This window comes from Azospirillum sp. A29 (genome assembly GCF_042604625.1).
GTDB classification, from domain to species: domain Bacteria; phylum Pseudomonadota; class Alphaproteobacteria; order Azospirillales; family Azospirillaceae; genus Azospirillum; species Azospirillum palustre.
In genome coordinates this window covers 100,878-127,500 of the sequence record NZ_CP170463.1, presented here as the reverse complement: position 1 = coordinate 127,500, position 26,623 = coordinate 100,878, and the positions used below count along the sequence as shown (strand labels likewise).

The window sequence follows — 26,623 nt, the reverse complement described above, 5'->3', positions numbered from 1 at the left end:
CACCGGCGTCGCGGATCAACGAGGCGTCGTTCATCACCCGATAGGTGCCGCCGGTGCGCAACGCATAGGAGGCCGCGTCGTCGAGCGTCACCGTGTGGTGATACTGGTCGATCGACTTCACATGCGAGATGTCGTCCCTCAGTCGTTCCGTATCGAATGTCTGGACGACCAGACCGTCATGGGGCTTCAGGCCCAACGGGATGTCGCCGTTCGAAAAGTTGAAGCTGGTCTTGCTGGCGCCGGTCGAGTTGGCCTTCAGCACATGCCAGCCGCTGGTGGCCGCCTCGGCGGGATCGAAGTCGCCGGTCTGCGCCGCATGCTGGCGCACGCCGCCGATGCTGACATCCAGGCCGTTGGCCGACGCAAGCTTGGCGGAATAAAGGCCTTTGCCTTCATAGGTGAAGCCGGTCACCCGCTCCCCACCGCTGAGGACCGGCGTCTCGTTCCCGTAGGCGAGGAAGCTGTGGCCGTCGTCGTGGGAGTCGAGTGTCAGAGTCTTGTCCAGGCGATAGGTGCCGCCACGGACATAGGTGGTGTCGACATCGCTCGCCCGCATCGCGTCCCGCGCCTTCTCGAGGCTGGCGAAGGGACCGTCGGTGCCGGCGGCGTTGGGAGCGGCGAGCCGCCCGGACCAGCTGTCATTGCCCTTGGCGGACACGAAAAAAGCGGCCTGGTCGGTGGTCGTCATAAGTCATTCCTCCGTTCTGATGGAGGCATGAGTCGAATTTTTTAGTTAAAATTTTATTTACGGCCTTAGTACCTCTGATGGACAGGTGGACTCTGCAAGAACGGTATTACGCGACGCGATGAATAGCCACGAATTGGTGACAATGTGATCCGGCATTAATTGTGAAACTGAACCTTCTCCATGGACAAGCCCTCGTCATCCGGATTCGTGCATTACGTGCATCGCCCGGCCGGCAAATGATGCCGGCAGTCGCCGCCGCGTTACAGGGCATCACTGGACTGGTCATTTTCTGGAATTTTATGATAAGCTGGCAGGCGCCGGGGTCTTGTTCTTGGTCATACAGCGGTGCCGCGCCCAGTTCAGCGTCAGGGCCGCCCCTCCCCCGGCTACAGGACGTGAAAGGGACCTGTCTTGAGCGAAGAGTTGAAGAACGTCACCGCGACGAACGTCACCGCGACGGTAAAGTGGTTCAAGCCGGAAAAGGGTTTTGGGTTCGTCCGCCTTGCCGATGGCTCCGGCGAGGCTTTCTTGCACGCTTCGGTCCTGGCCGCCGCCTCCCTGCCCAACCCGGTCGAGGGCACGACGGTCGTCTGCGATCTGGCCCAGGGCGCCAAGGGGCCCCAGGTCGTCGCCATTCACTCCGCCACGCCGCCGGAAACCCCGCCCGCCCCGCGGGCCCGCAACCAGCGCCCGCCGCGCGCCGCCGCCTCGGCATCCCAGCCGATGGGCCAGCCTATGGGTCAGCCGGCAGGTCAGGCCGCCGGACAGGGCCCGCAGCCTGAGGATGGCGGCGAGGGCTTTGCCCGTCCGCCGAAGCCGCAACGAGAACGGCGCGAGCGCCAGTCCGAACCGGCAGGGCCGGTCACGATGGCCTACGGCACGGTGCGCTGGTACAATCTGGACAGTCAGTCCGGCCTGATCGAGCCGTGGGAAGATGGCGCCACCGTCTATTTCGACCGCGCCACCCTGCGCCAGTCCGGCCTGGACATCGTCGCCGACGGCGAGGATGTGCGCTATCTGGCCGTCGGGTCGGAGGATGCGCCGGTCGCCCAGCGGGTCGAGCTGATCTGACGATACCGCCTTCGCAGGCGCTTGCCGCCGCCGGTTGGCCGTAACAGGCCGGCCGCGCGGCGGTCGCTGTGCATGGGGTTGCGACCCGGCCGCTTCACAAGCGCGTCGCCTCAGAATCTGGTCGAGAGCGTGAAGAAAGCCCGCGGGGCGCGGTCCTGCGTGCTGAACGGCGTGGTGATGAAAGGCTTGGCCAGTTCAACGCTGGCGTCGATGCGCTGGAAAACGCCGAAGCGCAGGCCGACGCCGGTCGAGGCGAGGGACCGGCGGCCATGGCGCGTGCCGCCTTCGTAATTGTACACCGCCCCATAATCGCCGAAGCCATAGGCGACCGCGTAATCCAGCCCGTCCTCCTGGACCGGAAGGATGTATTGCAGTTCCGCCCGGCCGGCGAAGCCGCTGTCGCCGGTGATTTCCGAGGGGTCGAAGGCGCGGCCGTACTGCTTGCCGCCCAAGCCGTATTCCTCCGACGACAGCAGCTGGTCCGGGCTGTATTGCGCCTCGCCGGAGAGGGCGAGGATCAGCTGGTCGGTCAAGGGCTGGTTGCGCTGAGCCGACAGCAGCAGCTTGCGGAAATCGCTGCGCCCGCCGCTGCGGGTCAGGTTGGCGCTGCCGGATTCCGTGGCATTCAGGATGTCGAGGCCCTTGGACAGCTCGGCCGTCAGCAGGTTCGACCCGCCCCAGCCGTCGGCGAAATCGTAGGAGACATTGGCGGCGACGATGCGCAGCCGATCCTGCGACAGCTTATCGCCCAGCACGTCGGTGCGGCTGTCGCGGATGGTGACGCTGAGGCCGGCGCGCAGGGTCTCCGCCCGGCTGCGGATGAAGGGATGCGACACCGCCACCCGGCCGGAGGTGGTCAGGCTGTCGAGGTCGAGCGGCCGCACGCTGTCGCCGGGCTGCGACCAGGAGCGGCGGACGCCATATTCCACCGTCGTGCCCTCGGCATCCACCGGCACCAGCTGCCCGACGTCGAAGAAGCGCAGCTCGCGGATCTGCGGGGTGACGATGCCCTGGGCGGTGGTCCGCTCGAACAGGCCGAACTGGTCCTCGACGGTGGCGACGCCGGTCAGCTGCATCGGACCGATGGAGCGGGTGCCGCGGTTGTCGAGCGACAGGAAGCCGTTGAAGGGCGTGCGCTCCAGCACCAGGGTCAGGCGCGAGGCGCCCGCGGTGTCGGGCGATGCCTCCAGCACCGTCTTCACCGCCACGCCGGGCAGATCGTCGGCCAGCAGGACATAGCGCTCCATGTCCGCCATGCGCAGCGGACGGGAGGCCTTGATCTTCTCCCCCATCCGCCGCAGCAGGCCGAGCCGGTCCTTTGCCTCGCCCTGGACGACCACCTCGTCGACGTAGCCCTCCACCACCTGCAGGCGGACGACGCCATCGCGGATGCGCTGGGCCGGCACCACCGCCTGGGACAGCACATAGCCGTCGTTGCGGTAGCGCGCGGTGATGGCGTCACGGATGGCGTAGAGATCGGCCAGAGTCACCGGCTTGCCCAGCTTGTCGCGCCACAGGGCGGATAGGCTGTCGCCGTCATAGACGCTGTTGCCGTCGATGCGGATCTCGGTCAGCGTCAGGGTGATGCGTTCGGCATCGCGCGGCGGCGGTGCCTTCTCCGGCGCCGGCATCTCGATTTCCGGCGAGGATTGCGGCACGGGCGGACGTTCGAAGCGCTGCTCCAGCCGATTGGGGTCGAGCGAGGGCGGCAGTAGCGGGGGAACCGCCTGGGCCAGCGCCGGCAATGGACCGGCAACCCCCACCAACAGGAGGACGGACAGGCGGACGAGACGCCGGGGCGCGGACATGGACATCGACATGGCGGAGGGGGCGGTTCGGGACACGGCTCTTCGTCGCAAGGCTATTTGTCGGTGAGGGCGGTCACGCCGGCCCAGTCCGGACCGGCCGGCTGTCCGACGCGCTTTTCCGCCTTGTGCAGCATCGCCAGCGCGGCGCCGTCGGCGGCCACCAGCGCGCGGAAGCCGGCGGCGGCGGCCTCGAACCGGCCGGCACGCCAGTGCTCCAGCGCAGCGGCGTAGGCTGCGCGCTGGGCGCGGTCCTCGGGATCGGCACGGCGGGCCTCGGATAGCGGCTCGAACACCTCGACCGGCTCGCCGCGGCCGACGACCTGCACGATGTCGAGCGCGCGGAAGGCCTCCGGGTCGCCATGGTGGCGCACGGTCTCGCCGCTGACCATCAGCACGGAGTTGTAGTATTTGTTGGCGCCCTCCAGCCGGGAGGCCAGATTCACCGTGTCGCCCATCACCGTGTAGTTGAAGCGGCGTGGCGAGCCGATGTTGCCGATCAGCGCCGGACCGGTGGCGATGCCGGTGCGGTTGGAACCGCGCCCGCTGGCCGTCGCCAGCAGGGTCGGGTCGTCCGCCATCGCCTGACGCATCGCCAGCGCGGCCGACACCGCGGCGCGGGCATGGTTGTCGATGGCATAGGGGGCGCCGAACACCGCCAGCACGGCATCGCCGATGTATTTGTCGACGAAGCCGCCATGCGCCTCGATGATGTCGGTCATCACCGTGAAATAGCGGTTCAGCACGGCGACCAGCGCTTCCGGCTCCATCCCCTCCGACATCCTGGTGAAGCCGGCGATGTCGCAGAACAGGATGGACAGGTCGCGCTCCTCCCCGCCCAGGCTGGGCGACTGGCCCGACGCGATCATGTCGTCGATCAGCGAGCCCGGCAGGTAGAGCTTGAAGGCGTTGCGGATGTGCCGCTGGTCGCGGTCGAGCACGGCGAAGCGGAAGCCGAGCGCCAGCGGGAAGACCAGAAGCGCCGCCAGCGCCGCCTGGAGGTAGGGCAGCACCAGCCCGCCCTGGAACGCCTGCACCGCCACCCCGCTCCACCCCGCCAGCAGCAGGAGCAGCCCGGCCGCGGCCACCGCCGGCCGGGTCGCCAGCGTCACCACGGCAGCCAGCCCGGCGAGCAGCAGGACCAGGGACGCGGCGGCGGCCGGGCCGGTCTCCTCCAGCGCATCGTGCGCGATCAGGTTGGAGATGGCGGCGGCGTGGATGTAGACGCCGGGAATGCTGTCGCGGGTGCGGCCGGCGACATACAGCTCGCTCATCACCGGCAGGGCGCAGCGGTCGGGAAGGTTCATCCCCTCCGGCTTGGTGACCCAGCGGTTGGAGGAGAGCTTGCGGTCCTCGACATCCAGCACGGTGCCGACCATCACCGCCTTGCCCTTGAAGTGCCTGGCGAAGAAGTCGGTCTTGCCGGCTTCGGCGCAGGCATGGAGGTCGGCCAGCGAATAGGTCGGGATCGCCCCGGCCGCCGTGGCGTGGTTGACCAGCAGCCGGTTGCCCTCCCCGCCCGGCACCCGGTAGCCGGCCAGCGTGGCGGAGCCGTCGGCGCCGCGCTCCAGCGGCGCCTTCAGCGCGCGGGAGGCGACCTCGACCGCCATGCCGGGCTCGGCCTTCGGCTGGCCGTCGGGTCCGGCAACGGACAGCGTCAGCGGAACCCGGCGCAGCACGCCGTCGGCATCCTCAACCAGATTGACCGAGCGGACGTTGTTCACTCCGGCGGCGATCATATAGCCGCGGTAGGGCATCAGCGGGTCGCTCTGATGCTGCACCTTGGCCAGCACCAGCCGCCCCTCCTTGCCGCCGCGGCGGAGCGTCAGCAGGTAATCGCGCTCGAAGCCCGGGATCAGCGTCTCGACCGAGGTCGGGTAGACAAGGTCGAGGCCGATGGCCGCAGCCCCGCCATCCAGCATGGCGCCGAGGACGGTGCCCAGCCGCGGCCCCCACAGCGCCTGCGGCGTGCCGGCGAAGGGCGGGCGGCGGTAGGTCTCCTCGTCGATGCCGACCACCACCACCGGCGAGGGGTCGGGGGCCGGCCGCGGGCCATGCACCCGCTCCCGCAGCCAATAGAGGCTGTCGATCGACGGCCCCTGCAGCATGGACGAGGCCGCCAGCACCAGAAGCGATGCGACCGCCGGCGCCACCGCGCCGAGCAGGAGAAGCCGGACGCGCCGGGGCAGCCTCATCGCGTTCAACGGCCGCGCCCGCCGCTCAGAAACGGATCAGCCGGCCGAGCGCCGGACCGCCGCCGGCCGCCGCCTTCTCGTCGATCTTCACGACGAAGGACTTCTGCACGGCGGAGATCTTGTAGAGCCCGCCCGGTTCCAGCCCGGCGCCGCTCTTGGCGGTGTCCAGCGTGGTTCCGGGGACGTTGACCGTGCTCAGGGCGATGCCCTGCACGTCCAGCCGGTCGATGGTGACCGGGCCGGGCGCCGACAGGATCAGCACCGGATGGGTCTTGAACAGGGTCAGGTCCGGCTTCGGCAGCGGCGCATTCATGCCCGGCAGGGCGATGGGCGCGCTGCGGAAGACGGTCACCCCCGCCTTGCCCGCCTCGTTGGAGGCCAGCAGCAGCTTGCCGCCGTCGCAGGGCAGCGTGTGGCGGTCGATGCTGCCGCCCTGCACCGCCGATTCGCGGGCACCGACCGTCACCGAACCGCCGGTGATCGTCTCGTTGACGCAGGATTCCAGATAGCTCAGCGTCAGCGTCTGCCCGGCCTTCAACGTGAGCGTGCGGCCTGCCCCCAGGTAATCCATCGGCTGCACGCCGTCGACGCCGTCCGACACATCCTCAACCAATGCGGTGGGTGCGGCCGGGGCCGGGGTCAGGGCCGGATCCGCGGCGAGCGCCAGCGGCGATGCCGCCAGCAGAAGCAGAGTTGCGGTGACGGCGGAGCGAACGGGTATCTGGAACGCGACGGACATGGAAAAACGGCCTCCCGGTCAGTGCAGGGGGCTGTACCCCCTACGGACGGCATCACTATAGCTGCCGTTCCCTTTATCGAAGTTACCGGGGTACTTCAAATCCAATACGCCGCCGCGGCCCCCGGTCACAGCGATGCCGCCGGTAAATTCCCGCCATCCCGGCGACATCCTATTGTCAAGGAAGTGAAATATTCCCGCCACAACGCCGTCATGACCACCGGCTAATATACACCTCCCGCGCGTGGCGGCCTTCCGGGTCCCGCCGGATGGGGCGGACATCATTGGAGCGTCGCGACCGAACATGGGTACCGAACACATCGTCCGCTCCTTCGCGCAGGAATTGCAGCGTCTGTCCAACCTCGTCACCCAGATGGGCGGCGTGGCGGAAGCCCAGGTGGAAGCCGCAGTGAAGGCGGTGACCCGCCGCGACGTCGGGCTGGCCTCCCAGGTGATGCAGGCCGACGCGCGGCTCGACGCCTACGAGCGCGACATCGACGCGGAGGCGGTGCGGCTGCTGGCGCTGCGCCAGCCGATGGCCCAGGACCTGCGCGAGATCGTCTCGGCCCTGAAGGTCTCGGCCGATCTGGAGCGCATCGGCGATTATGCCGCCAACGTCGCCAAACGGTCGCTGGCCCTGGCCCAGGTGCCGGTGGTGCGGCCGGCGGCCGGCATCCCGCGCATGGGCCGGCTGGTCGAGGCGATCCTGAAGGAGGTGCTCGACGCCTATATCGAGCGCGACGTCGACAAGGCCATCGCCGCCTGGGAGCGCGACGAGGAGCTGGACGACCTCTACACCAGCCTGTTCCGCGAGGTCCTCACCTACATGATGGAGGATCCGCGCAACATCACGCCCTGCACGCATCTGCTGTTCATGGCGAAGAATCTGGAACGCATCGGCGACCACGCCACCAACATCGCCGAGATCATCCATTTCCTGGTGGTCGGCACGCCGCTGACCGTGCTGCGTCCGAAGAACGACGGCAGCAGCTTCGCCGTCGTCTCGCCGATGGCGCCGGGCAACGGCTTTGCCCTGCCTCCCGACGATGAGGACACGGACGGGGACGCGGGCCCCGCCGACGCCGGCTGATCCGCCGCCCACCAGGACCACCCCCACCCTCCAGCCCCGCCCGCCTGCGCATTTGCCCCGACCGCCGCCGGCAGCGACATTTTGTCCGGCCATAGCCTTGCGGATTCGCACGCGCAGGGGAGATACCGCCACGGTGCGGGGCTTTTCCGTTTGCATGCGGCGCGGGGGTCGGGTATTAGCCCGCCCCGTGTGCCCGACATCAGCCGCGGCATCCCTTTCCCTGCCTGCAACGAGACACGCTGGTCATGCCCGCCGACGCACTGAGCTCCGCCCTGCTTCCCGCCGGACTGCACGACGTGCTGCCGTCCGAAGCGGCGCATGAGGCGGCCGCCGTCGAACGCCTGCTGGCGGAATTCGCCGCGCAGGGCTATCGCCGCGTCGATCCGCCGCTGGTCGAGTTCGAAGAGAACCTGCTCTCCGGCCCCGGTGCCGCGATGTCCAAGCAGACCTTCCGGCTGATGGACCCGCATTCGCAGCGGATGATGGCGGTCCGCGCCGACATCACCCCGCAGATCGCCCGCATCGCCACCACCCGCCTGAAGAACGAGGCCCGGCCGCTGCGCCTGTGCTACGCCGGGCAGGTGCTGCGGGTGAAGGGATCGCAGCTGCGCCCCGAACGCCAGTTCACCCAGGTCGGCGTCGAGCTGATCGGCGCGCTGGAGGCCGAGGCCGATGCCGAGGTGGTCCTGCTCGCCGTCCAGGCGCTGACCGCCATCGGCGTGCCGCACCTGTCGGTCGATCTCTGCGTACCGACCATGGTGTCGCGCATCTGCGCCGGCCTCGGGCTGGGCGAGGACGAGATCCGGCAGCTGCGCGCCGCGCTGGACCGCAAGGACTCGGCCGCCGTGGCTGCCGTCGGCGGCCCCGCCGCCTCGCTGCTGGAAACGCTGATGAGCGCGTCCGGTCCGGCCGACCGCGCCATGCAGGCGCTGGCCGCCCTGCCGCTGCCGGAGGGTGCCGAGAAGGATCGCCGCCGGCTGACCGACACGCTGGCCCTGCTGCGCGCGGCGATGCCGGACCTGACGGTGACCATCGATCTGGTGGAGCATCGCGGCTTCGAATACCAGACCGGCCTCAGCTTCACCCTGTTCTCCCGCGCCGCGGGCGAGCTGGGCCAGGGCGGGCGCTACCGCGCCGGCGCCCAGGGCGATGACCGCGGGGAGCCAGCGACCGGCTTCACGCTGTATATGGATACGCTGCTGCGCGCGGTCCCGGCGGCCAAGGCGCCGGGCCGGGTCTACGTGCCGCATGGCAGCGGCTGGGAAACGGCGCGCAGGCTGCGGGCCGACGGATGGGTGACGGTCGCCGGGCTTGCCCCGGTGGCCGATGCGGCCGCGGAAGCCAGACGGCTCCACTGCGGCCATTGGCTGGTAGGCGGGGACGTCAAGCCGGTCGGATGACCCTGGGTTCAAACGACTTGCGTTCAAAGAAGTTGGGTTCAAGCGAGTTGGGTTCAGGGTGAACGGGCCCCCACGCCGCGCGGATGGTACCCTGCGGTGGATCGGGAGGCTGAGCGGTTCCTTTTTGAAGTTTTGCGGAGACGAGAGATGGCCAACGTTGCGGTGGTCGGCGCCCAGTGGGGCGACGAGGGCAAGGGCAAGATCGTCGACTGGCTGTCCAGCCGGGCCGATGTGGTGGTGCGCTTCCAGGGCGGTCACAACGCCGGCCACACGCTGGTGATCAACGGCGTCGAATACAAGCTGAGCCTGCTGCCGTCCGGCGTGGTGCGCCAGAGCAAGCTGTCGGTCATCGGCAACGGCGTCGTCTTCGACCCCTGGGCCTTCATCCGCGAAGTCAACGCGATCAAGGAAAAGGGCGTCACCGTCAACCCGGAAAACCTGATCGTCGCCGAGAACGTGCCGCTGATCCTGCCGGTGCACAGCGCACTCGACAAGGCGCGGGAAGAGGCCAAGGGCGCCGGCAAGATCGGCACCACCGGCCGCGGCATCGGCCCGGCCTATGAGGACAAGGTCGCCCGCCGCGCCATCCGCCTGTGCGACCTGACCGACGACGCCGTTCTGGTGGAGAAGGTCGACGCCCTGCTCGCCCACCACAACGCGCTGTTCCGCGCGCTGGGCGCGCCGGAGATGACCCCGGCTGAAATCCTGGAGCCGCTGCGCGAGATCGCCCCGCAGGTCCTGCCCTACGCCGCCGTCGTCTGGAAGCAGCTGGACGAGCTGCGCCGCGCCGGCAAGCGCATCCTGTTCGAAGGCGCCCAGGGCACGATGCTGGACATCGACCACGGCACCTACCCGTACGTCACCTCGTCCAACACGGTGGCCGGCAACGCCGCCGCCGGCAGCGGCATGGGTCCGCGCGCCGTCGGCTATGTGCTGGGCATCTGCAAGGCCTACACCACCCGCGTCGGCTCCGGTCCCTTCCCGACCGAGCTGCTGGACGAGATCGGCGAGCTGATCGGCCAGAAGGGCAAGGAGTTCGGCGTGGTCACCGGGCGCAAGCGCCGCTGCGGCTGGTTCGACGCCGTCATGGTCCGCCAGGCGATCAAGACCGGCGGCATCGACGGCATCGCCCTGACCAAGCTGGACGTGCTGGACGGCTTCGACGAGATCAAGGTCTGCGTCGGCTACCGTCTGGACGGCAAGGAACTGGACTATTACCCGTCCAACGCCGGTGCCCAGGCCCGTGTCGAGCCGATCTACGAGACCTTCGAAGGCTGGAAGGACACCACCCGCGGCGCCCGTTCGTGGGCGGAGCTGCCGGCCCAGGCGGTCAAGTATGTCCGCCACATCGAGGAGCTGATCCAGGCCCCGGTCGCCCTGCTGTCGACCAGCCCGGAACGCGACGACACCATCCTGATGACGGACCCCTTCGCCGATTGATCTGGCGGGAGGTTCTCCCCAAGAAAAAGGGCCGGCGCTTCGCCGGCCCTTTTTCGTATCCGCGGCCTCAGGTCAGGCCGCCCCGGTCAAACCGACCGCGTCAGCCCGCCGTCGACCCGGATGTTCTGGCCGGTGATGTAGCCGGCGCCCGGCGAGGCCAGGAAGGCCACCGTGGCGGCAATCTCCTCGCTGCTGCCATAGCGCTGCATCGGCACGCTCTGGCGCCGCTCCTCGGTCGCGGGCAGGCTGTCGATCCAGCCCGGCAGGACGTTGTTCATCCGCACATTCTCCGCCGCATACTGCTCGGCGAAGATCTTGGTGTAGGCGGCCAAGCCGGCCCGCGCGACGGCGGAGGTCGGGAACATGGCGCTCGGCTCGAACGCCCAGGCGGTGGAGATGTTGACGATGGAGCCGGCCTTCTGCCCGACCATGATCGGCGCCACCAGCCGGACCGCCCGCACGACGTTGAGGAAATAGACCTCGATGCCGCGGTGCCAGTCCTCGTCGCTGATCTCCAGCAGGGCGCCGCGCGGACCGTGGCCGGCGCTGTTGACCAGCGCGTCGATGCGGCCCCAGCGCCCCATCGCGGCATCGACCAGCCGCTTCAGGTCGTCGTTCGACTGGTTCGACCCCGTCACCCCGATACCGCCCAGTTCCGCGGCCAGCGCCTCGCCCTTGCCGGAGGAGGACAGGATCGCGACCTTGAACCCGTCGGCCGCCAGCCGGCGCGCCGAGGCCGCACCCATACCGCTGCCGCCGGCGGTGATGACGGCAACCTTTTCGTCGGACATGCTCATTCCTCCCAATCCTGCAGTTGCCCAACCATAAGGGCGGCCGGCCGCCGCCTCAAATGCGATTTCAGCGGCGGCCTTGGAACTGCGGGGAACTGCGGAGCGGGAAGCATCAGATGTCGAAGTTGGCCGCGATGGTGCCGGTGGACTGGCGGTGGCGCAGAGCATCGGCCAGTGTCTGATTGTCCAGCACGGCGGCGGTGGCGTCGCGGACCTGGACCATCAGCCAGCGGACCGAGCAGGTCGCGGTGTCGATGCAGTCCTCGCACGGCCGGAAGGACGCCTTGCTGGCGCAGGGAATCGGCGCCAGATGCCCGTCGATCAGCCGGATCACCTCGCCGAAGGTGATCTCCGCGGCCGGGCGGGCAAGCCGGTAGCCGCCGCTCTTGCCGCGCTTGGCGAACAGAATGCCTTCCTTGCGCAACTCGACCAGGATCGCTTCGAGGAACTTGCGCGGGATGTTCTCGCGCTCCGCGATGTCGGCGATCAGGATCAGGTCGCCATTGTCCTTCTCCGCCAGCATGATCAGGGCACGCAACGCGTATTTGGCTTTCTGCGACAGCATTCCGGCGGAATCCGTATTATTGCGGCGGCGGTTGGGTGGTCCGCCCCGATCTAAAGCTTCGGTGGTTAACATTTCGTACCGGTCCGCTATTCCACCCAAAGGCGCAATTTGCGGCCGGAACCAGCGGACCTTAGATCGGATCGTGAAAAATCGGAATCGAATTGACGCGTGAATGGTTTGCGGCAGCCGTCGCGGGCGCGTTAAGGTCACCCTGCCCATAGGATCATTCCGCTATTTTCCCGCAGAACCGAAGGTCAGGCCATGCAGTACGCCATCGTTCCGGTCACCCCGTTCCAGCAGAACTGCACGGTGCTCTGGTGCCCCGAGACGATGAAGGGGGCCGCCATCGATCCCGGCGGCGACCTGGACCGCATCCTGGCCGCGGTGAAGGCGAAGGGCGTGACGCTGGAGAAGATCCTCGTCACCCACGGACACATCGACCATGCCGGCGCCGTCGCCGATCTGGCCGACAAGCTGTCGCTGCCCATCGAGGGTCCGCACCGCGACGACCAGTTCTGGATCGACGGCATGCCGATGCAGAGCCAGATGTTCGGCTTCCCGCCCGTGCGCTCCTTCACCCCCGGCCGCTGGCTGGAGGAGGGCGACACGGTGACCGTCGGCAACCAGACGCTGGAGGTGCGCCACTGCCCCGGCCACACCCCCGGCCACGTGGTGTTCGTCCATGTGCCGTCGAAGCTCGCCATCGTCGGCGACGTGCTGTTCCAGGGCTCGGTCGGCCGCACCGACTTTCCCAAGGGGAACCACGGCGACCTGATCGCCTCGATCCGCGACAAGCTGTTCCCCTACGGCGACGACATCGCCTTCATCCCCGGCCACGGCCCGATGTCGAACTTCGGCGAGGAGCGGCTGTACAATCCCTTCCTGAACGACTGAACCGGCAGCGCTCTCTCAATCCACCGCCGGATCGTCGCCCAGCAGCAGGTCGATGCGCCGGCGCAGGCTGATCAGCTCACGCCGCTGCATGTCGTCGACATAGGCGCGGTGCTCGCGCGGATCGCCCAGCCGGGCGGTCGCGCGGCGCAACGCGTCGAGGAAGCGGCCGACCGCCGACATGGTGCGCAGCGACGGTTCCTTGGCGGCGTCCTTGCGGCTGCGCGCCGCCTGGACCGTCCCGTCGCCAGCCTTCACCTGCTCCCACAGGGCGATCTGTTCGTCCAGATCCTTGATCCAGGCGATCTCGATCAAGGTGGAGCGGGACACGTCATGGTGGGCGGCGGCATATTCCCGCTTGATCGTCTCCGGCAGGCTGTTCAGCCGCAATGTGTGGCTGACGTTGCTCTGGCTCTTGCCGATGATGCGGCCCAGCTGTTCCTGGGTGTAGCCGAAGCGGTCGATCAGCCGCGCCAGCGCCTCCGCCAGTTCCAGCGCGTCCAGGTCGACGCGCTGCACATTCTCCACCAGCGTCAGCTCGTCCGGGTTGCCGGAGGTGACCAGCGCGTAAATGGTCGCTAGCCCCAGCATCTCGTGCGCCCGCAGCCGCCGCTCTCCGGCAACCAGACGGTGGCCGCCCACCACCTCCTGCACCAGCACCGGCTGCTTCAGCCCGTAATGCGCAATCGAGTCGGCCAGCCCCTGCATTTCCTGCGGATCGAAATGGCGGCGCGGCATGCTCGGGTTGCGCATGATCCTGGCGACGTCGAGTTCCAGCAGCCGGGGCGGCTTTCCCGTATCGTCGAACAGATCCGAGTGATCGGGTGCGAGCGTCGGCATGTCCTGGTCTGGTCCCCTGGTTCCCGGTCCTTCCGGCTCCGCAACGGTGCCCCGGCCGTTGCGGCTCTGTCAACGGCACAATGAGAAGAAAAGGAGAACAGGCCCTGCCGGCTTCGCTGCCGCCGGCAGGGCCGGTCCCTCAAGCGGCCTTGATGTCGGTCAGGAAGCGTTCGATCTCCGCCTTGAGATGCCCGGCCTGCCGGGTCAGATCCTGCGACGAGACCAGCACCTCGCCGGCAACCGTCTTGGTCGTGTCGGCGGACCGCGCCACCCCGTCGATGATCGCGGTGACCGATTGCGTCGCCTTGGCCGCCTGTTCGGCGTTGGCGGCGATGTCCATCGTCGCCGTGCCCTGCTCCTCGATGGCTCCGGCGACGATGCTGGAGATGCGGCCCATGTCCTCGATCACCGTCGCGATCTGGCCGATGGAGGCTGCGGCGCCGTCCGTCACCGACTGCATGGTGCCGATCTGGCTGCCGATCTCGTCGGTGGCCTTGGCGGTCTGCGCGGCCAGATGCTTGACCTCGTTAGCGACGACGGCGAAGCCCTTCCCCGCCTCCCCGGCCCGTGCCGCTTCGATGGTGGCGTTGAGCGCCAGCAGGTTGGTCTGCGCCGCGATGTCGTGGATCAGCTGAACGACCGTGCCGATGCGGCCGGCGGTCTCCACCACGGCGCGCATGGTTTCACCAGCCTGCGCGGCGGCGCCGATGGCGGCCTGGGTGATGCGGCCCGACTCCTCGATGTGGCGGCCGATGTCGCCGATGGAGGCGCGCAGCTGGTTGGCCGCCGACGCCACCGTCCCGACATTGCTCGCCGTCTGGTCGGCCGCCGCCGCGACGCTGGTCGCCTCGTGCAGCGTGCGGTCGGCGCCGTCGCTCATCGATCTGGCCGTCACCTCCAGCCCGCCGGCGGCGCTGGCCACCGCACGGACGATGCCGCCGACCCGAGCATCGAAGCCGTCGGTGACCCGTTCCAGCTGGCGTGTGCGTTCCTCGCGCAACGCGCGGACCCGCTCCTGTTCGGCATGAAGGTCGTCGGCCTTGATCAGCGCCTCCTTGAAGATCTGCATGGCCCCAGCCATCCGGCCGATCTCGTCATGGCGCTCCTGCGCCGGCACGGCCAGCGCACGCTCGCCCTGGGCCAGCCGCTGCATGGCGTCGCACATCGACGACAGCGGGCGGGTGATGCCGCGGGCGAACAGAATGCCGCCCAGGCAGATGACCAGCAGCAGAGCGGCCCCGGCGCCGATCATGTTGTCGCGCATCGACCTGACCGGCGCCAGAATCTCGTCAACGCCGGCCTCCGCCAGCACCAGCCACTGGATGCCGTTGTGCGTCATCGGTCGGTAGGCGGTCAGAGCGGGACCGTCGCCGGAGATGTTGGTCGCCTCGACCACGCCGGTGTGGTCGGGATCGCTTTTGATGACGCCCATGGCGCCGCCCTCATAGGGCTTCTGCACTGCCGGCCCCGTCGCGAATCGCGGCGTGCTGCGCAGCTTGCCGTCCTCGCCGACTAGGAAGGTGTCGCCACTGTCCCCCATGCCGCCGGTGGCGCGCATGATGCGGTCGAGCCCGCCCGGCTCGATGCGGAAAACCAGGGTCACCAGCATCTGCACGCTGCCGTCCGGCTGGCGCAGCGCCACCGGGGTGGCAAGGAAGGCCGAGGGGGCGCCGCCGGCCGGCGCATAGGCGCTGAAATCGGCGGCCCGCGCCTCGTCCGGCTTGGGATCGCGCTTCACCGAGTCGGCCAGCGCGGCAAGCGGACCGTCGGCGGCCGGCTTGCCGAAGTCGCCGCCCTTCGCGGCGCTGTAGAGCACCGTTCCATCCGGCGACAGCAGCAGGACGTCGGCCAGCCCGCGGCGCAGCATCAGGTCGGTCATCCAGGAATGGAGCCGCAGATGCGCCATGTCGTACATGGTGCTGCCCTCCGGCTTCTCCATCTTGTAGCGCTCGGCCGGCGGGTTGGGGTTGTCGTCGACATAGCGCTTGCGCAGGAGGGTGCCGGGGTCGCCGCGGTCGCCCTCGATCCGCCAGCCGTTGCCCAGCGCCACCGCCGCGTCCCGCATCGACCGTGTGTTGGCGGTGAGGACGATGTCGCCCTCCAACCCTTCCAGATAGGACTGGACGCTGGCGGCGCGGGCATCCGCCAGCGCCACCAGCTTGTCCTGTGCCGCGGTGCGCAGACGGTCGGTGGCCGCGGAATAGGCGAAGCTGCCGAGCAGCAGCGCCGTCAGCACCGCCGATCCGACCACCGCGCCGGGAATCTTGTGGCGCAGAAGCAATCTATTCAAGGTTGTGCTCCTCCCGTACAGTCCAAGGTGCCGGTTGGCCCGGCTTACTGGCGCAACAAGCGGCCGCTCCGTCCCGCGGGATGGTTCCCGACCGATGGAGCAGCCTGCCATGGCGCCGTACACATACAATCCTATTGGCGAACTGTTAACAAACAGACACACAAGTTTAATCGTTTTGTTAAACGATCGTTCAAAATCCATTCGGCTGGCGCAATGAAACGTAACTTAGTAGAAAGGGGTTATGCAGAGCCGAGGATTTTATCGGGCGTCTGTTGGGAGGTCGGTCGATGTCACTTGCTGAGCGCAAGCTTTTTGTCGAGCGCTGGATTCGCTCACCACTGAAGGTCGCGTCGGTAACTCCAAGTGGACCTGAACTGTGCCGGACGATGGCGAAAGCCGCCCAGTGCAGCCCCACACGGCGGGTGGTGGAGCTGGGGCCGGGCACCGGTCCGGTCACCTCGGCGCTGCTGGCCCATGGCGTCACGCCCGACAATCTGCTGATGGTGGAACTCGATCCCGCCTTCGCCGACCATCTGTCGATGCTGCACCCCAGCGCCACGGTGGTGCGCGGCGACGCGACGCGGGTTCACCGCATCGTCCAGGCCCATGGCTGGGAGAGCTGCGACGCTGTGGTTTCCGGCCTGCCGCTGATCGCCATGCCGCTGTCGGTGCAGGCACGGATCGTGCGCGGCGCCTTTTCCGTGCTGGCGCCCGACGGCGTTTTCGTGCAATTCACCTACGGTCCCTTCGCCCCGGTCAATCCGGAATTGATCCGGCGGCTGCGGTTGAAGCCGCGGCGCCATGCCTGGATCGCCCGGAACCTGCCCCCGGCGTCGGTCTGGACCTTCCGCAGGCTGCCCTGACGACGAGTCATTTTGACCGCTGATACCGTACTGGACGAGGCGCGCGCCCTGATCGACGCGCGCCGTTACCGCCCCGCCCTGCGCCTGCTTCGCGGCGCACCCGCGTCCTCCGGGATCGAGCGGCTCCATCTGCTGGGGCTGGCCCATCTCGGCCATCGCGGTCCGGCCGCCGCCGTCGCCTGCCTGCGCCGGGTGCTGGCCGACAGCCCCGGAGACGCCGACCGGCTGGCCATGCTCGCCAAGGCCCATCAGGCCGACAACGCCCCCTTCCCCGCCGTTACTTGGCTGGAACGCGCGCTGCGCGTTGCCCCCGGACGCCCCGATCTGACGGCGGCGCTGGCCGGAGCCTTGCGCCGCGACGCCCGCTACAGCGACGCGATTGCCGTGACGCGCGAGGCGTTGGCCGCCGGCGACCTTTCCCTCGACATCCGCTTCGAGGCTGCCACGGCCGCCGCCTATCTCGGGCGCGACGGGGAGGCGCTGGCCCATTTCGACGCGCTGCTGGCCGACGATCCCGAACATGCCGCGGCATGGTTCGGCAGCCATGCCCAGGCCCTGCACGATCATGGCCCCGACGAGGCCCTGCGCCGCCTGCGCCGCGCCACCCGCTGCGGCGGCGCCGCCGGCAAATACTGGGGCTATCTCGCCGCCACCCTGCGGCTGCTCGGCCGCGATGCCGAGGCCGACGCGGTGGAGGCGGCGGAGGTCGGCGACAACCCGAAGCGCCGCCCGCTGCCCAACGGGGTCAAGGCGCTGCTGCCGAAGCTCTCCGCCGACTTCCGGCTGTTCGGCAACAGCGGCCGGCTGTTGCGTCACGCGGTCGCATGCGCAACCACCCCCGGACTGGTGCTGGAGTTCGGCGTACGGCGCGGCACCTCGCTCGACCACATCGCCGACGCCGCAGGCCAGGAGGTCCACGGCTTCGATTCGTTCGAGGGCCTGCCGGAGGGATGGGTCAACTCTCCCCGCGGCGTGCTGACCACCGGCAGCCAGCTGCCGCCGGTGCGCGACAACGCCCGCCTTCATGTCGGCTGGTTCGAGGAGAGCCTGCCGCCGTTCCTGTCAGCCCATCCGGGGCCGGTGCGCTTTGTCAATGTCGACAGCGACATCTACGCCTCGGCCCGCACCGTGCTGACCGCGCTGGCGGACCGGGTGCGTCCGGGAACGATCGTCGTCTTCGACGAGTATATCGGCAACCGCAGCTGGCGCGACGACGAGTACCGGGCGTTCCAGGAATTCGTCGCGGAGAACGCGGTGCGCTACGAGTATTTCGCCGCCAGCCCCTACACCAAGCAGGTGGCGGTGCGGGTGCTGGGCATCGGCCACTCGGAATAAATGCTGCGGGGAGCGATGCCCCCCGCAGCGAAGACCGACCTCAACCGGCCGCCTTCACCTGACGGCGACGCGCATGCAGGACCGGCTCGGTGTAGCCGTTCGGCTGGACGCGGCCCTTGAACACCAGATCGCAGGCGGCCTGGAAGGCGATGCTGCCGTCGAAGTTGCCGGCCATCGGCTTGTACAGCGGGTCGCCGGCATTCTGCTTGTCGACGACGGCGGCCATGCGCTTCATGACCTCCATCACCTGGGCCTCGGTGCAGATGCCGTGATGCAGCCAGTTGGCGATGTGCTGGCTGGAGATGCGCAGGGTGGCGCGGTCTTCCATCAGCCCGACATCGTGGATGTCCGGCACCTTGGAGCAGCCGACGCCCTGGTCGATCCAGCGCACCACATAGCCGAGGATGCCCTGGGCGTTGTTCTCCAGTTCCTGCCGGACCTCGTCCTCCGACCAGTTGGGACGGTCGGCGAGCGGGATGGTCAGGATGTCGGACAGGGCGGCGGCCTGCCGCTTGGCCAGCTGGTCCTGCACCTCGGCCACATTCACCGCGTGATAGTGGGTGGCGTGCAGGGTGGCGGCGGTCGGCGACGGCACCCAGGCGGTGTTGGCGCCGGCCTTCGGATGGCCGATCTTGGCGACCAGCATGTCGGCCATCAGGTCGGGCATCGCCCACATGCCCTTGCCGATCTGGGCGCGGCCCTTCAGACCGGCGCGCAGCCCGACATCGACATTGTTGTCCTCATAGGCTGAGATCCACTTGGTGGCCTTCATCGCCGCCTTGCGGACGACCGGGCCGGCCTCCATCGAGGTGTGGATCTCGTCACCGGTGCGGTCCAGGAAGCCGGTGTTGATGAACACCACCCGGTCCTTGGCGGCGCGGATGCACTCCTTGAGATTGACGCTGGTGCGGCGCTCCTCGTCCATGATGCCGACCTTGAGGGTGTTGCGGGCGATGCCCAGCAGATCCTCGACGCGGCCGAACAGCTCGTCGGCGAAGGCGACCTCCTCCGGCCCATGCATCTTCGGCTTCACGATGTAGACCGAGCCGGCGCGGCTGTTGCGCAGCCCACCCTCAGCCTTCAAGTCGTGCAGCGCGATCAGCGAGGTGAAGACGCCGTCGAGGATGCCTTCCGGCGCCTCGCTGCCGTCGGACAGCTTGACCATGTCGATGGTCATCAGATGGCCGACGTTGCGGACCAGCAGCAGGCTGCGGCCATGCAGGGTGACGCTGCCGGTCGGCGTGGTGTAGACGCGGTCGGGATTCAGCTTGCGGACGACGGTCTTGTCGCCCTTGGGGAAGCTGGCCTCCAGCGTGCCCTTCATCAGGCCCAGCCAGTTGCGGTAGGCGACGACCTTGTCCTCCGCATCCACGGCGGCGACCGAATCCTCGCAGTCCTGGATGGTCGACAGCGCGGCTTCCAGCACGACGTCGGCGACGCCGGCGGCATCGTCCTTGCCGATCACGCTGCTGCGGTCGATGCGGATTTCGATGTGGGTGCCGTTCTGGACCAGCAGCACCGCCGACGGCGCCGACGCCTCGCCCTGCCAGCCGACGAAGGCGGCCTTGTCCTTCAGGCCGGTCTTGCGCCCGTCCTTCAGCGTCACCGCCAGCGCCTCGCCCTCGACCGCATAGCCGGCGGCGTCGGCATGGCTGCCGTCGGCCAGTGGAACGCTCTCGTCGAGGAACTTGCGGGCCCAGGCGATCACCTGCGCGCCGCGGGCGGCGTCATAGCCGCCGGCCGCCGGGGTGCCGGGGATGGCGTCGGTGCCGTACAGCGCGTCGTACAGGCTGCCCCAGCGCGCGTTGGCGGCGTTCAGGGCATAGCGGGCATTGGTGATCGGCACCACCAGCTGCGGGCCGGCGAGATAGGCGATCTCCGGATCGACGTTGCCGGTGCCGACGGCGAAGTCGCCGCCCTCCGGCACCAGATAGCCGATCTCGCGCAGGAAGGACTCGTATTCGGCCTGATCGAAGATCTTACCGCGGCGGGCGGTGTGCCAGCCGTCGATCTGCGCCTGCAGGCTGTCGCGCTTGTCCAGCAGAGCCTTGTTGCGCGGCGCCAGATCGTGCAGGAGCTGGTCGAGGCCGCTCCAGAGACGGTCGGCGTCGACACCGGTCCCCGGCAGCGCCTCGTCATTGATGAAGTCGTACAGCGGGCGGGCGATTTCGAGGCCGCCACGGCGGATCCAGTTGCTCATCTCGTTGCGTGTCCCATTCTCTTGCGCTCGGTTCGCAGACTCCTCTCCGGGAGTCTTTGTCATCGGTTATCGCGTCTTCCGCGCGAGCCGGTCAACACAATGTCGCACCGCAGCGTATGGAGAAATGGTAGCAGGCGGCCGGCACCGGACCGGCCGCGCTCACGCCAGCAGATTCAGCACCGCAGCCGATTGGGGGGCGGGCTGGGCAGCCGAGGCGGCGGCGGTCGACAGGGTCGGAACCTCCGCCCCCTCCGCGCTGCCGCCGAGCGCCTGCCCGAGTTCCTTGCTGGACCCGAGTGCTGCAACGCGCAGGGCGTTGACCTCCTTCTGGGCGGCTTCGACCATCTTGTCGTCGGCCTTGAAGCCTTCCCGCCGTTCGCGCCGCCGTTTTTCCGACTCGTCCAGCATGTTGGCGGCCTTCGCCTCACCGATGATGCGCTTGGAGGTGGCGAGCACCCCCTCCACCCGCTGGCCGAAGGTGTCGGCCTCGCGATAGCGCGACATCTTCGTGGCGTTGTCGGCCATCAGCTGCTGGATCATCGCGCTCCGCCCGCCGGGGCCGGCCGTCGGAGCGGCGGCCTGGCCGGCAGCGGAGTGGCCATCGGCCGGCTGGCCGGCAGCGGACGGATCTGCCCCTGACGGATCGGAGCCAGACGGGCTGGCCGCGGTCATCCCACCGTTGCCCAGGCCCGACAGCACATCCTCCACCATGCGGGCGATATCGGCGGGCAGTTTACCGTCCCGCATCTCCGCCGCGCCCGTGGACTGGGCGTCCGCATCGGCGCTGGCATCGGCCGCCATCAAGTCGGCGGCGCTCTCCGCGGAACCGGCGGCAGCCGACGCCCCCTCCCCCGTCGAGATGCCGATGGTCAGCGTCACTTCGGTCTGTTGCAGGGTCAGGCTGGTGGTGGTGCGGGTGATCGTCGTCTCCGACGACAGCATCGTGCCGCCGCCGGTGGCGGCGCTGCTGTCACCCGGCAGCCCCAACTCCGCCGCGGCCTTGATGCCGGCGCCATATTCCTTGGCGGCGCGCCCGGCCTCGCGCGCCAGCAGCGCCGCCTCCCGCGCCAGCGTCGCCAGCTTCTGCGGATCGCCCTGGGCAAAGCGCATCGCCAGCTTCAATTGCTCGATCTTGCGTTCGACCTGCTCAAGCCGCGCGGCAGCCGCCTGCTTGGGCCCGCCGACCCGCCTCGCCTCCTCCAGCGCCGCCTGGGCGCTGGCATGGTCGCTCTGCCATTTGGCGGCGGCCTGGGTCAGCGCCTGTGCGCGCTCCGACTTGTGGGCGAGCTGGCCGTGGGCGTCCTTGGCCTGCAGCTCCTTCTCCCACGGCTTCTTCGCTTGCTGCAGGCGGAAAAGTCCGGCCTGACCGTCGGCCACCACGCTGAAGACGCTCATGCCGCCACCCCCCGGTCCGGCCGAACCAACTTGTTCGCGGCAAAGTTTAGCACAATCGAAGAAACTGTCCATTTCGCGCGGTGCCTGCGTGGAACCCCGAAGGCTTGGGCGGTGTTTCACTTCCCGACACCCGCTTCCGCAACGGGCGGTTCGATACCGCAGGCGCGGAGCCACGGACTACCGGAATCCCCGAGGAGGAAAGACAAGATGCCGAACCGCGACATGACCGGCACCGGCGGACCGACCCCGACCGGCTCCACCACCGGAAGTTCAACCGCTGGAAGCTCGCCGACCGGAAATTTCGCTGCCGGCAGCTCCAGCATCGGCGGCAGCGTCGATGAGATGAAGAAGACCGTCAACCGCGCGGCCGACGACGTGATGTCCACCGGGCGCGAGACGCTGGGCAACGCCCAGGGCCGTATCCGCTCGCTGCTGGAACAGCAGACCGGCCGCGCCGCCGACCAGTTGGGCGGCGTCGCCCAGGCCCTGCACAAGGCCGCCGAGCAGCTGAATGAGGAAAATGGCGGCGTGGTCGCCGATTACGCCGAGCAGGCGGCCAGCCGCGTCGAGCGTGTCGCCGACATGCTGCGCGACGCCTCGGTCGACGACATCGTCGGCGAGGTCGAGGGCTTCGCCCGCCGCCAGCCCGAGGTGTTCATCGGCGCCGCCTTCGCCGTCGGCTTCCTCGCTGCGCGCTTCCTCAAAAGCTCCAACGACCGCCGCATGCACCGCGCCTCGACTTCGCTTCGAGGCAATGCGCACCCGTCGCAGACCGTGCGCACCGCCCGCGGCGCCTCCTACGACGCCGGTCGCGATACCGGCCGCGACCGCAATCGCGACATGAACCGCGGCGCCACCCCCAGCCGCGGCATGGCTGGCGGCATCGGCGAGTCCGTCAGCCGCAGCACCCCGTCCCACAGCGCCGACACCCCGACGACGGGTTCGTCCGGCGTGAACACCGGCCATCTGGCCGGCCGCATGGAGTCCGAACGCGGGTCGGAGCGTCTGGGTGAGCCGAAGCAGGCCGCCGGCCGCATCGGCATGCCGCTGTCCACCGCCCCGGCCTCGGTCACCGGCCACGGCGCCTCGCCGTCGGCGGACACCGCTCTCGGCACCAGCACCATCGGCGCGCCGGCCGGCGTGTCGGGTGCCGCCGGCGGCGGCGTGAACTCGGGCACCACCGGAATCGGCAGCGTCCAGGGCGGTAGCCAGGGCGGCCCTGCCGGGGCCACCTCCTCCACCTCCAAGCCGCAGGGTCAGCGTCCATGAGCGCCGCCGAGAACCGCTATGACGAGCCGCGGGATCCGCGGCAGGACCGGCCCCTCGCCGGCCTGTTCGCCGATCTCGCCCGCGAATCCGCCAACCTCGCCCGATCCGAGATCGCGTTGGCGAAGGCCGAACTGACCGACAAGGCCACCGAGGCCGCCGGCGGCGTGGCCTTCATCGCCGTCGGCGGACTAGTCGCCTTCGCCGGCGTCCTGGTCCTGCTTGCCTCCGCGGTTCTCGGCCTGTCCAACGTCCTGGCCCCGTGGCTGTCCGCGCTGATCGTCGGCGTGGTGGTTCTGGCGGTGGGCGGCATCCTGGCTTACGTCGGCAAGAACCGGCTGAGCCCCGCCAACCTCCGCCCCCGCCGCACCATGAACACGCTGGACGAGGACAAGCGCTGGGCGAAATCCCAGCTTGCCCGCTGAGGGGCCGGCCGATGACGGACGACGATCGTCAAACCAAGGATCTCGACGCCCTTGAGGGCGACATCCGCGCCAGCCGCGCGCGCATCGGCGGCACCGTCGATGCGCTGCGCGACCGGACATCCCGTCTGCGCGACAGTCTGACGCGGTGGTCTCCCCAATCCCTGATGGAGAATTCCATGAAGCACACCTATTCGCCGTCGACGCCGGACACTCCGTCCCAGCGCGCCAACCTGCACCAGACCGACCGTTACGAAAGCGGCCAGACCGTCCATTACAATCGCCGGCAGTCCCAGTCCTCAGGGTCAGTGCTTGACAGCGTCACCAGCAACCCGATTCCGCTGGCACTGGTCGGCATCGGGCTTGGCTGGCTGGCCCTGTCCAGCACCGGCTACGACCGCCGCATCGCCCGGTCCAGCACGGTCCGTTCCGCCCGAAACCGCATGGGCGACGCCGTGGACTATGCCCGTGAAACGCTGAGCGACGCCGGCGAAAGCGTCCGCAACGCCGCCAGCTCGGCCTATGATAGCGCATCCGGCACCGTCAGCGGCATGGTGGGCGGCTCGGACAATGACCATGGGTCTGGCCGGGGCGACCTTCATACCCAGCGCCAGTCGCAGGGTTATGTCAGCCGCGGTGTGTCGCGGCTGTCCTCGATGGCCCCGTCGACCGACCATCTGCGCCATCGTGCGCACGACATGTCGACCGGCTTCTGGGACCTCGTCGAGGATCATCCCATCGTCGCCGGCGCCATGGGCGTGGCGCTGGGTGCGGCCATCGGCGCCGCCCTGCCCGGCACCCGCTATGAGAAGCAGTGGGTCGGCGATTATGCCGACGAGGCGACCGAGCGGGCCAAGGCCATCGCCATGGACGCGCTGGACCGCGGCACCCGCGCCGCCCAGGCGGCCGCCCAGACGGTGGTCGAGTCGGCCAAGGAAGACGTCCGCGACGTCGTCACCGAAGCCACCAACGCCGCCCGCGAGGAAGTGAAGAAGCCCGGCTGACCGCCGCTTCCATCACCACAGGACCGACCCCGCGCCGCTCCCGGCGCGGGGTTTTCCGCATTGGAGGTCTCTCTTTCGCCACCCTGCGGCAAACCGCCGCATCCCGTCCCCTGACCTGCGGCTTCGCTGTAGCGTGGGGACAATCGCGACGCTATAACCGAGCGGCGTTGACGGGTATTGCCGGCACATCAGCCATGCAAACCCGCGAAAGCCGCGGAAACCCTGCACTTTTATCGACAAACGCCCCTTGCCCCCCGGAGCAATCAGGACTAAATTGGTCCTGTATTCGAAACCGGGGTGAAACGGGGTGCGGGCATGATCCGGCTGAGCAAGCTGACCGACTATGCCATCGTCGTGCTGAGCGAGATGGCGCGCCAGGTCGGCACGGTCCATACCGTCGCCCATCTTGCCGACCGCACCGGCGTTCCCGCCCCCACCGTCGCCAAGCTGATGAAGGCGATGACGCCTGCCGGGCTCACCACCTCGCAACGGGGTGCTGCCGGCGGTTATGCGCTGAGCCGGCCGGCCGATGCAATCTCCATCGCGGAAATCATCACGGCGCTCGACGGTCCCATCGCGCTGACCGCCTGCGTCGACGGCGCCGACAGCCAATGCGGAGTGGAGCAACTTTGCCCCATGCGCGGCGGTTGGGAAAAGGTGAACCGCGCCATCCGCGGCGCGCTGGAGGAGGTGTCGCTGGCCGACATGATGGTCACGATCACCTTCCCGGCTCCGGCAGCCACAACTAATTCCACAGCCGCCCAGCCGGCCCGCCCTGCGCACTGAACGGCGCGCACCGAACAGCATTCTTGAGAAGGACGAGGCAAAGCCATGGCCGCCCAACCGGAAACCGTCGAGCAGGTCCGCGCCGTCACGGAGCAGAAGTACAAGTACGGCTTCACGACCGACATCGAGGCCGACGTCGCGCCGAAGGGCCTGAACGAGGACATCGTCCGCTTCATCTCCGCCAAGAAGGAGGAGCCGGAGTGGCTGCTGGAGTGGCGCCTGAAGGCGTTCCGCGTCTGGCAGACGATGGAGGAGCCGCAGTGGGCCGCCGTCAGCTTCCCGCCCATCGACTATCAGGACGCGCATTACTATGCGGCGCCGAAGAAGAAGGCCGGTCCGAAGTCGCTGGACGAGGTCGATCCCGAACTGCTGAAGACCTACGAGAAGCTGGGCATCCCGCTGCGTGAGCAGGAGATCCTGGCCGGCGTCGAGGGGTCGGAGGGCAAGAGCCCGGCCATCGCCGTGGACGCCGTGTTCGACAGCGTGTCGGTCGCCACCACCTTCAAGGCGAAGCTGGAGGAGATGGGCATCATCTTCTGCGCGATCTCCGAGGCGGTGCAGAAGCACCCGGAGCTGGTGAAGAAGTATCTCGGCTCGGTGGTGCCCTACACCGACAACTATTATGCGACGCTGAACTGCGCGGTCTTCACCGACGGCAGCTTCGTCTACATCCCCAAGGGCGTGCGCTGCCCGATGGAGCTGTCGACCTACTTCCGCATCAACCAGGCCAACACCGGCCAGTTCGAGCGGACGCTGATCATCGCCGACGAGGGCGCCTATGTCAGCTATCTGGAAGGCTGCACGGCACCCCAGCGCGACGAGAACCAGCTGCACGCCGCGGTGGTCGAGCTGGTGGCGATGGACGACGCGACGATCAAGTATTCGACTGTCCAGAACTGGTACCCCGGCAATGCCGAAGGCGTCGGCGGCATCTACAACTTCGTCACCAAGCGCGGCGCCTGCCGCGGCAAAAATTCCAAGATCTCCTGGACGCAGGTCGAGACCGGCTCGGCGATCACCTGGAAGTATCCGAGCTGCATCCTGCAAGGCGACAATTCGGTGGGCGAGTTCTATTCGGTCGCCATCACCAACAACTTCCAGCAGGCCGACACCGGCACCAAGATGATCCACATCGGCAAGAACACCCGCAGCACAATCGTGTCGAAGGGCATCTCGGCCGGCAAGGCTCAGCAGACCTACCGCGGCCTGGTGAAGATCCTGCCCAGGGCGGAGGGTGCGCGCAACCACACCCAGTGCGACAGCCTGCTGATCGGCGACCAGTGCGGCGCCCACACCGTCCCCTACATCGAGAGCCGCAACCGCTCCGCCCGCATCGAGCATGAGGCGACGACAGCGAAGATCAGCGAGGACCAGCTCTTCTACTGCCGCCAGCGCGGCATCTCGGAAGAGGACGCGGTGTCCCTGATCGTCAACGGCTTCTGCAAGGAGGTCCTGAAGGAACTCCCGATGGAATTCGCCGTGGAGGCGCAGAAGCTGGTGGGCATCAGCCTGGAAGGCAGCGTGGGCTAAGGACACGTCCCACCCACCGA

22 protein-coding genes (1 of these 22 running past the window's edge) are annotated in these 26,623 nt (G+C 68.6%); 12 read left to right on the top strand and 10 right to left on the bottom strand.

Annotation, left to right across the window (positions count from 1 at the left end):
• Positions 1 to 688, bottom strand: the 5' end (the start) of a protein-coding gene (locus tag ABNQ38_RS09170) for a right-handed parallel beta-helix repeat-containing protein (protein WP_377807170.1). It extends 1,193 nt beyond the left edge of the window; 688 of the gene's 1,881 nt are visible here — the first part of the coding sequence; its start codon is at positions 686 to 688; the stop codon falls past the left edge of the window.
• 411 nt (positions 689 to 1,099) lie between these two features.
• On the opposite strand from ABNQ38_RS09170, the gene ABNQ38_RS09165 reads away from it, so the two are divergent.
• The gene (locus ABNQ38_RS09165) at positions 1,100 to 1,759 is read left to right on the top strand and encodes a cold-shock protein (RefSeq protein ID WP_377807169.1); all 660 of its coding nucleotides are present in this window, start codon (positions 1,100 to 1,102) and stop codon (positions 1,757 to 1,759) included.
• Between the two features lie 110 nt (positions 1,760 to 1,869).
• Here ABNQ38_RS09165 and ABNQ38_RS09160 read toward each other — a convergent pair whose 3' ends face one another.
• Genes ABNQ38_RS09160 through ABNQ38_RS09150 form a run of 3 tightly spaced genes read right to left on the bottom strand, consistent with a single transcriptional unit; the run spans position 1,870 to position 6,498 of the window.
• A complete protein-coding gene (locus ABNQ38_RS09160) occupies positions 1,870 to 3,567 on the bottom strand; it encodes a ShlB/FhaC/HecB family hemolysin secretion/activation protein (RefSeq protein ID WP_377807168.1) in 1,698 nt (565 codons plus the stop codon).
• 53 nt (positions 3,568 to 3,620) lie between these two features.
• A complete protein-coding gene (locus ABNQ38_RS09155) occupies positions 3,621 to 5,759 on the bottom strand; it encodes a CHASE2 domain-containing protein (protein ID WP_377807167.1) in 2,139 nt (712 codons plus the stop codon).
• 25 nt (positions 5,760 to 5,784) lie between these two features.
• Positions 5,785 to 6,498: a hypothetical protein gene (locus ABNQ38_RS09150; protein WP_377807166.1), complete on the bottom strand. Its 714-nt coding sequence runs from the start codon at positions 6,496 to 6,498 to the stop codon at positions 5,785 to 5,787.
• A gap of 301 nt (positions 6,499 to 6,799) precedes the next feature.
• Between ABNQ38_RS09150 and phoU the strand changes: the two genes are divergently transcribed.
• The 3 genes from phoU to ABNQ38_RS09135 all read left to right on the top strand — a co-directional run bounded on the left by phoU (position 6,800) and on the right by ABNQ38_RS09135 (position 10,425).
• Positions 6,800 to 7,585: a phosphate signaling complex protein PhoU gene (phoU, locus tag ABNQ38_RS09145; protein WP_377807165.1), complete on the top strand. Its 786-nt coding sequence runs from the start codon at positions 6,800 to 6,802 to the stop codon at positions 7,583 to 7,585.
• A 245-nt stretch (positions 7,586 to 7,830) separates the two neighbouring features.
• Positions 7,831 to 8,985, top strand: coding sequence for an ATP phosphoribosyltransferase regulatory subunit (locus ABNQ38_RS09140; protein WP_377807164.1), 1,155 nt, complete (start codon positions 7,831 to 7,833; stop codon positions 8,983 to 8,985).
• Between the two features lie 147 nt (positions 8,986 to 9,132).
• Positions 9,133 to 10,425: an adenylosuccinate synthase gene (locus ABNQ38_RS09135; RefSeq protein ID WP_377807162.1), complete on the top strand. Its 1,293-nt coding sequence runs from the start codon at positions 9,133 to 9,135 to the stop codon at positions 10,423 to 10,425.
• 86 nt (positions 10,426 to 10,511) lie between these two features.
• Here ABNQ38_RS09135 and ABNQ38_RS09130 read toward each other — a convergent pair whose 3' ends face one another.
• Both ABNQ38_RS09130 and ABNQ38_RS09125 read right to left on the bottom strand, forming a co-directional pair.
• Entirely contained in the window at positions 10,512 to 11,216 is a 705-nt protein-coding gene (locus tag ABNQ38_RS09130) for an SDR family oxidoreductase (protein WP_377807161.1), read from the bottom strand.
• A gap of 112 nt (positions 11,217 to 11,328) precedes the next feature.
• Positions 11,329 to 11,781, bottom strand: a complete 453-nt coding sequence (locus tag ABNQ38_RS09125; protein WP_377807160.1) for an RrF2 family transcriptional regulator — start codon at positions 11,779 to 11,781, stop codon at positions 11,329 to 11,331.
• 261 nt (positions 11,782 to 12,042) lie between these two features.
• Between ABNQ38_RS09125 and ABNQ38_RS09120 the strand changes: the two genes are divergently transcribed.
• The gene (locus ABNQ38_RS09120) at positions 12,043 to 12,675 is read left to right on the top strand and encodes an MBL fold metallo-hydrolase (protein WP_377807159.1); all 633 of its coding nucleotides are present in this window, start codon (positions 12,043 to 12,045) and stop codon (positions 12,673 to 12,675) included.
• Between the two features lie 15 nt (positions 12,676 to 12,690).
• On the opposite strand, the gene ABNQ38_RS09115 is transcribed toward ABNQ38_RS09120, so the two are convergent.
• Together ABNQ38_RS09115 and ABNQ38_RS09110 are read right to left on the bottom strand one after the other, a co-directional pair.
• Positions 12,691 to 13,512 carry a ParB/RepB/Spo0J family partition protein gene (locus tag ABNQ38_RS09115; protein WP_377807158.1) on the bottom strand — a complete coding sequence of 274 codons (822 nt, stop codon included), beginning with the start codon at positions 13,510 to 13,512 and terminating at the stop codon, positions 12,691 to 12,693.
• Positions 13,513 to 13,651: 139 nt separating this feature from the next.
• Positions 13,652 to 15,802 (bottom strand): methyl-accepting chemotaxis protein, encoded by a 2,151-nt coding sequence (locus ABNQ38_RS09110; protein ID WP_377807157.1) that lies wholly within the window; start codon positions 15,800 to 15,802, stop codon positions 13,652 to 13,654.
• A gap of 386 nt (positions 15,803 to 16,188) precedes the next feature.
• Between ABNQ38_RS09110 and ABNQ38_RS09105 the strand changes: the two genes are divergently transcribed.
• On the top strand, positions 16,189 to 16,665 hold the full coding sequence (locus tag ABNQ38_RS09105; RefSeq protein ID WP_377807156.1) for a class I SAM-dependent methyltransferase: 477 nt from the start codon (positions 16,189 to 16,191) through the stop codon (positions 16,663 to 16,665).
• A gap of 12 nt (positions 16,666 to 16,677) precedes the next feature.
• The gene (locus tag ABNQ38_RS09100; RefSeq protein WP_377807155.1) at positions 16,678 to 18,000 is read left to right on the top strand and encodes a class I SAM-dependent methyltransferase; all 1,323 of its coding nucleotides are present in this window, start codon (positions 16,678 to 16,680) and stop codon (positions 17,998 to 18,000) included.
• 40 nt (positions 18,001 to 18,040) lie between these two features.
• On the opposite strand, the gene ABNQ38_RS09095 is transcribed toward ABNQ38_RS09100, so the two are convergent.
• On the bottom strand, positions 18,041 to 20,200 hold the full coding sequence (locus ABNQ38_RS09095) for a malate synthase G (protein WP_377807154.1): 2,160 nt from the start codon (positions 20,198 to 20,200) through the stop codon (positions 18,041 to 18,043).
• 159 nt (positions 20,201 to 20,359) lie between these two features.
• Positions 20,360 to 21,595: a hypothetical protein gene (locus ABNQ38_RS09090; RefSeq protein WP_377807153.1), complete on the bottom strand. Its 1,236-nt coding sequence runs from the start codon at positions 21,593 to 21,595 to the stop codon at positions 20,360 to 20,362.
• Between the two features lie 207 nt (positions 21,596 to 21,802).
• Between ABNQ38_RS09090 and ABNQ38_RS09085 the strand changes: the two genes are divergently transcribed.
• From ABNQ38_RS09085 to sufB, 5 genes are all read left to right on the top strand, one after another.
• The gene (locus ABNQ38_RS09085) at positions 21,803 to 22,864 is read left to right on the top strand and encodes a hypothetical protein (protein ID WP_377807152.1); all 1,062 of its coding nucleotides are present in this window, start codon (positions 21,803 to 21,805) and stop codon (positions 22,862 to 22,864) included.
• Complete coding sequence (locus tag ABNQ38_RS09080) at positions 22,861 to 23,286, top strand: phage holin family protein (protein ID WP_109451849.1); 426 nt, start codon at positions 22,861 to 22,863, stop codon at positions 23,284 to 23,286. Before ABNQ38_RS09085 ends, ABNQ38_RS09080 begins: the two co-directional genes overlap by 4 nt.
• A gap of 11 nt (positions 23,287 to 23,297) precedes the next feature.
• Positions 23,298 to 24,287: a hypothetical protein gene (locus ABNQ38_RS09075; RefSeq protein ID WP_377807151.1), complete on the top strand. Its 990-nt coding sequence runs from the start codon at positions 23,298 to 23,300 to the stop codon at positions 24,285 to 24,287.
• A 315-nt stretch (positions 24,288 to 24,602) separates the two neighbouring features.
• A complete protein-coding gene (locus ABNQ38_RS09070) occupies positions 24,603 to 25,073 on the top strand; it encodes an SUF system Fe-S cluster assembly regulator (RefSeq protein WP_377807150.1) in 471 nt (156 codons plus the stop codon).
• 45 nt (positions 25,074 to 25,118) lie between these two features.
• The gene (gene sufB / locus ABNQ38_RS09065) at positions 25,119 to 26,603 is read left to right on the top strand and encodes a Fe-S cluster assembly protein SufB (protein WP_200193224.1); all 1,485 of its coding nucleotides are present in this window, start codon (positions 25,119 to 25,121) and stop codon (positions 26,601 to 26,603) included.
• Positions 26,604 to 26,623: the final 20 nt, after the last annotated feature.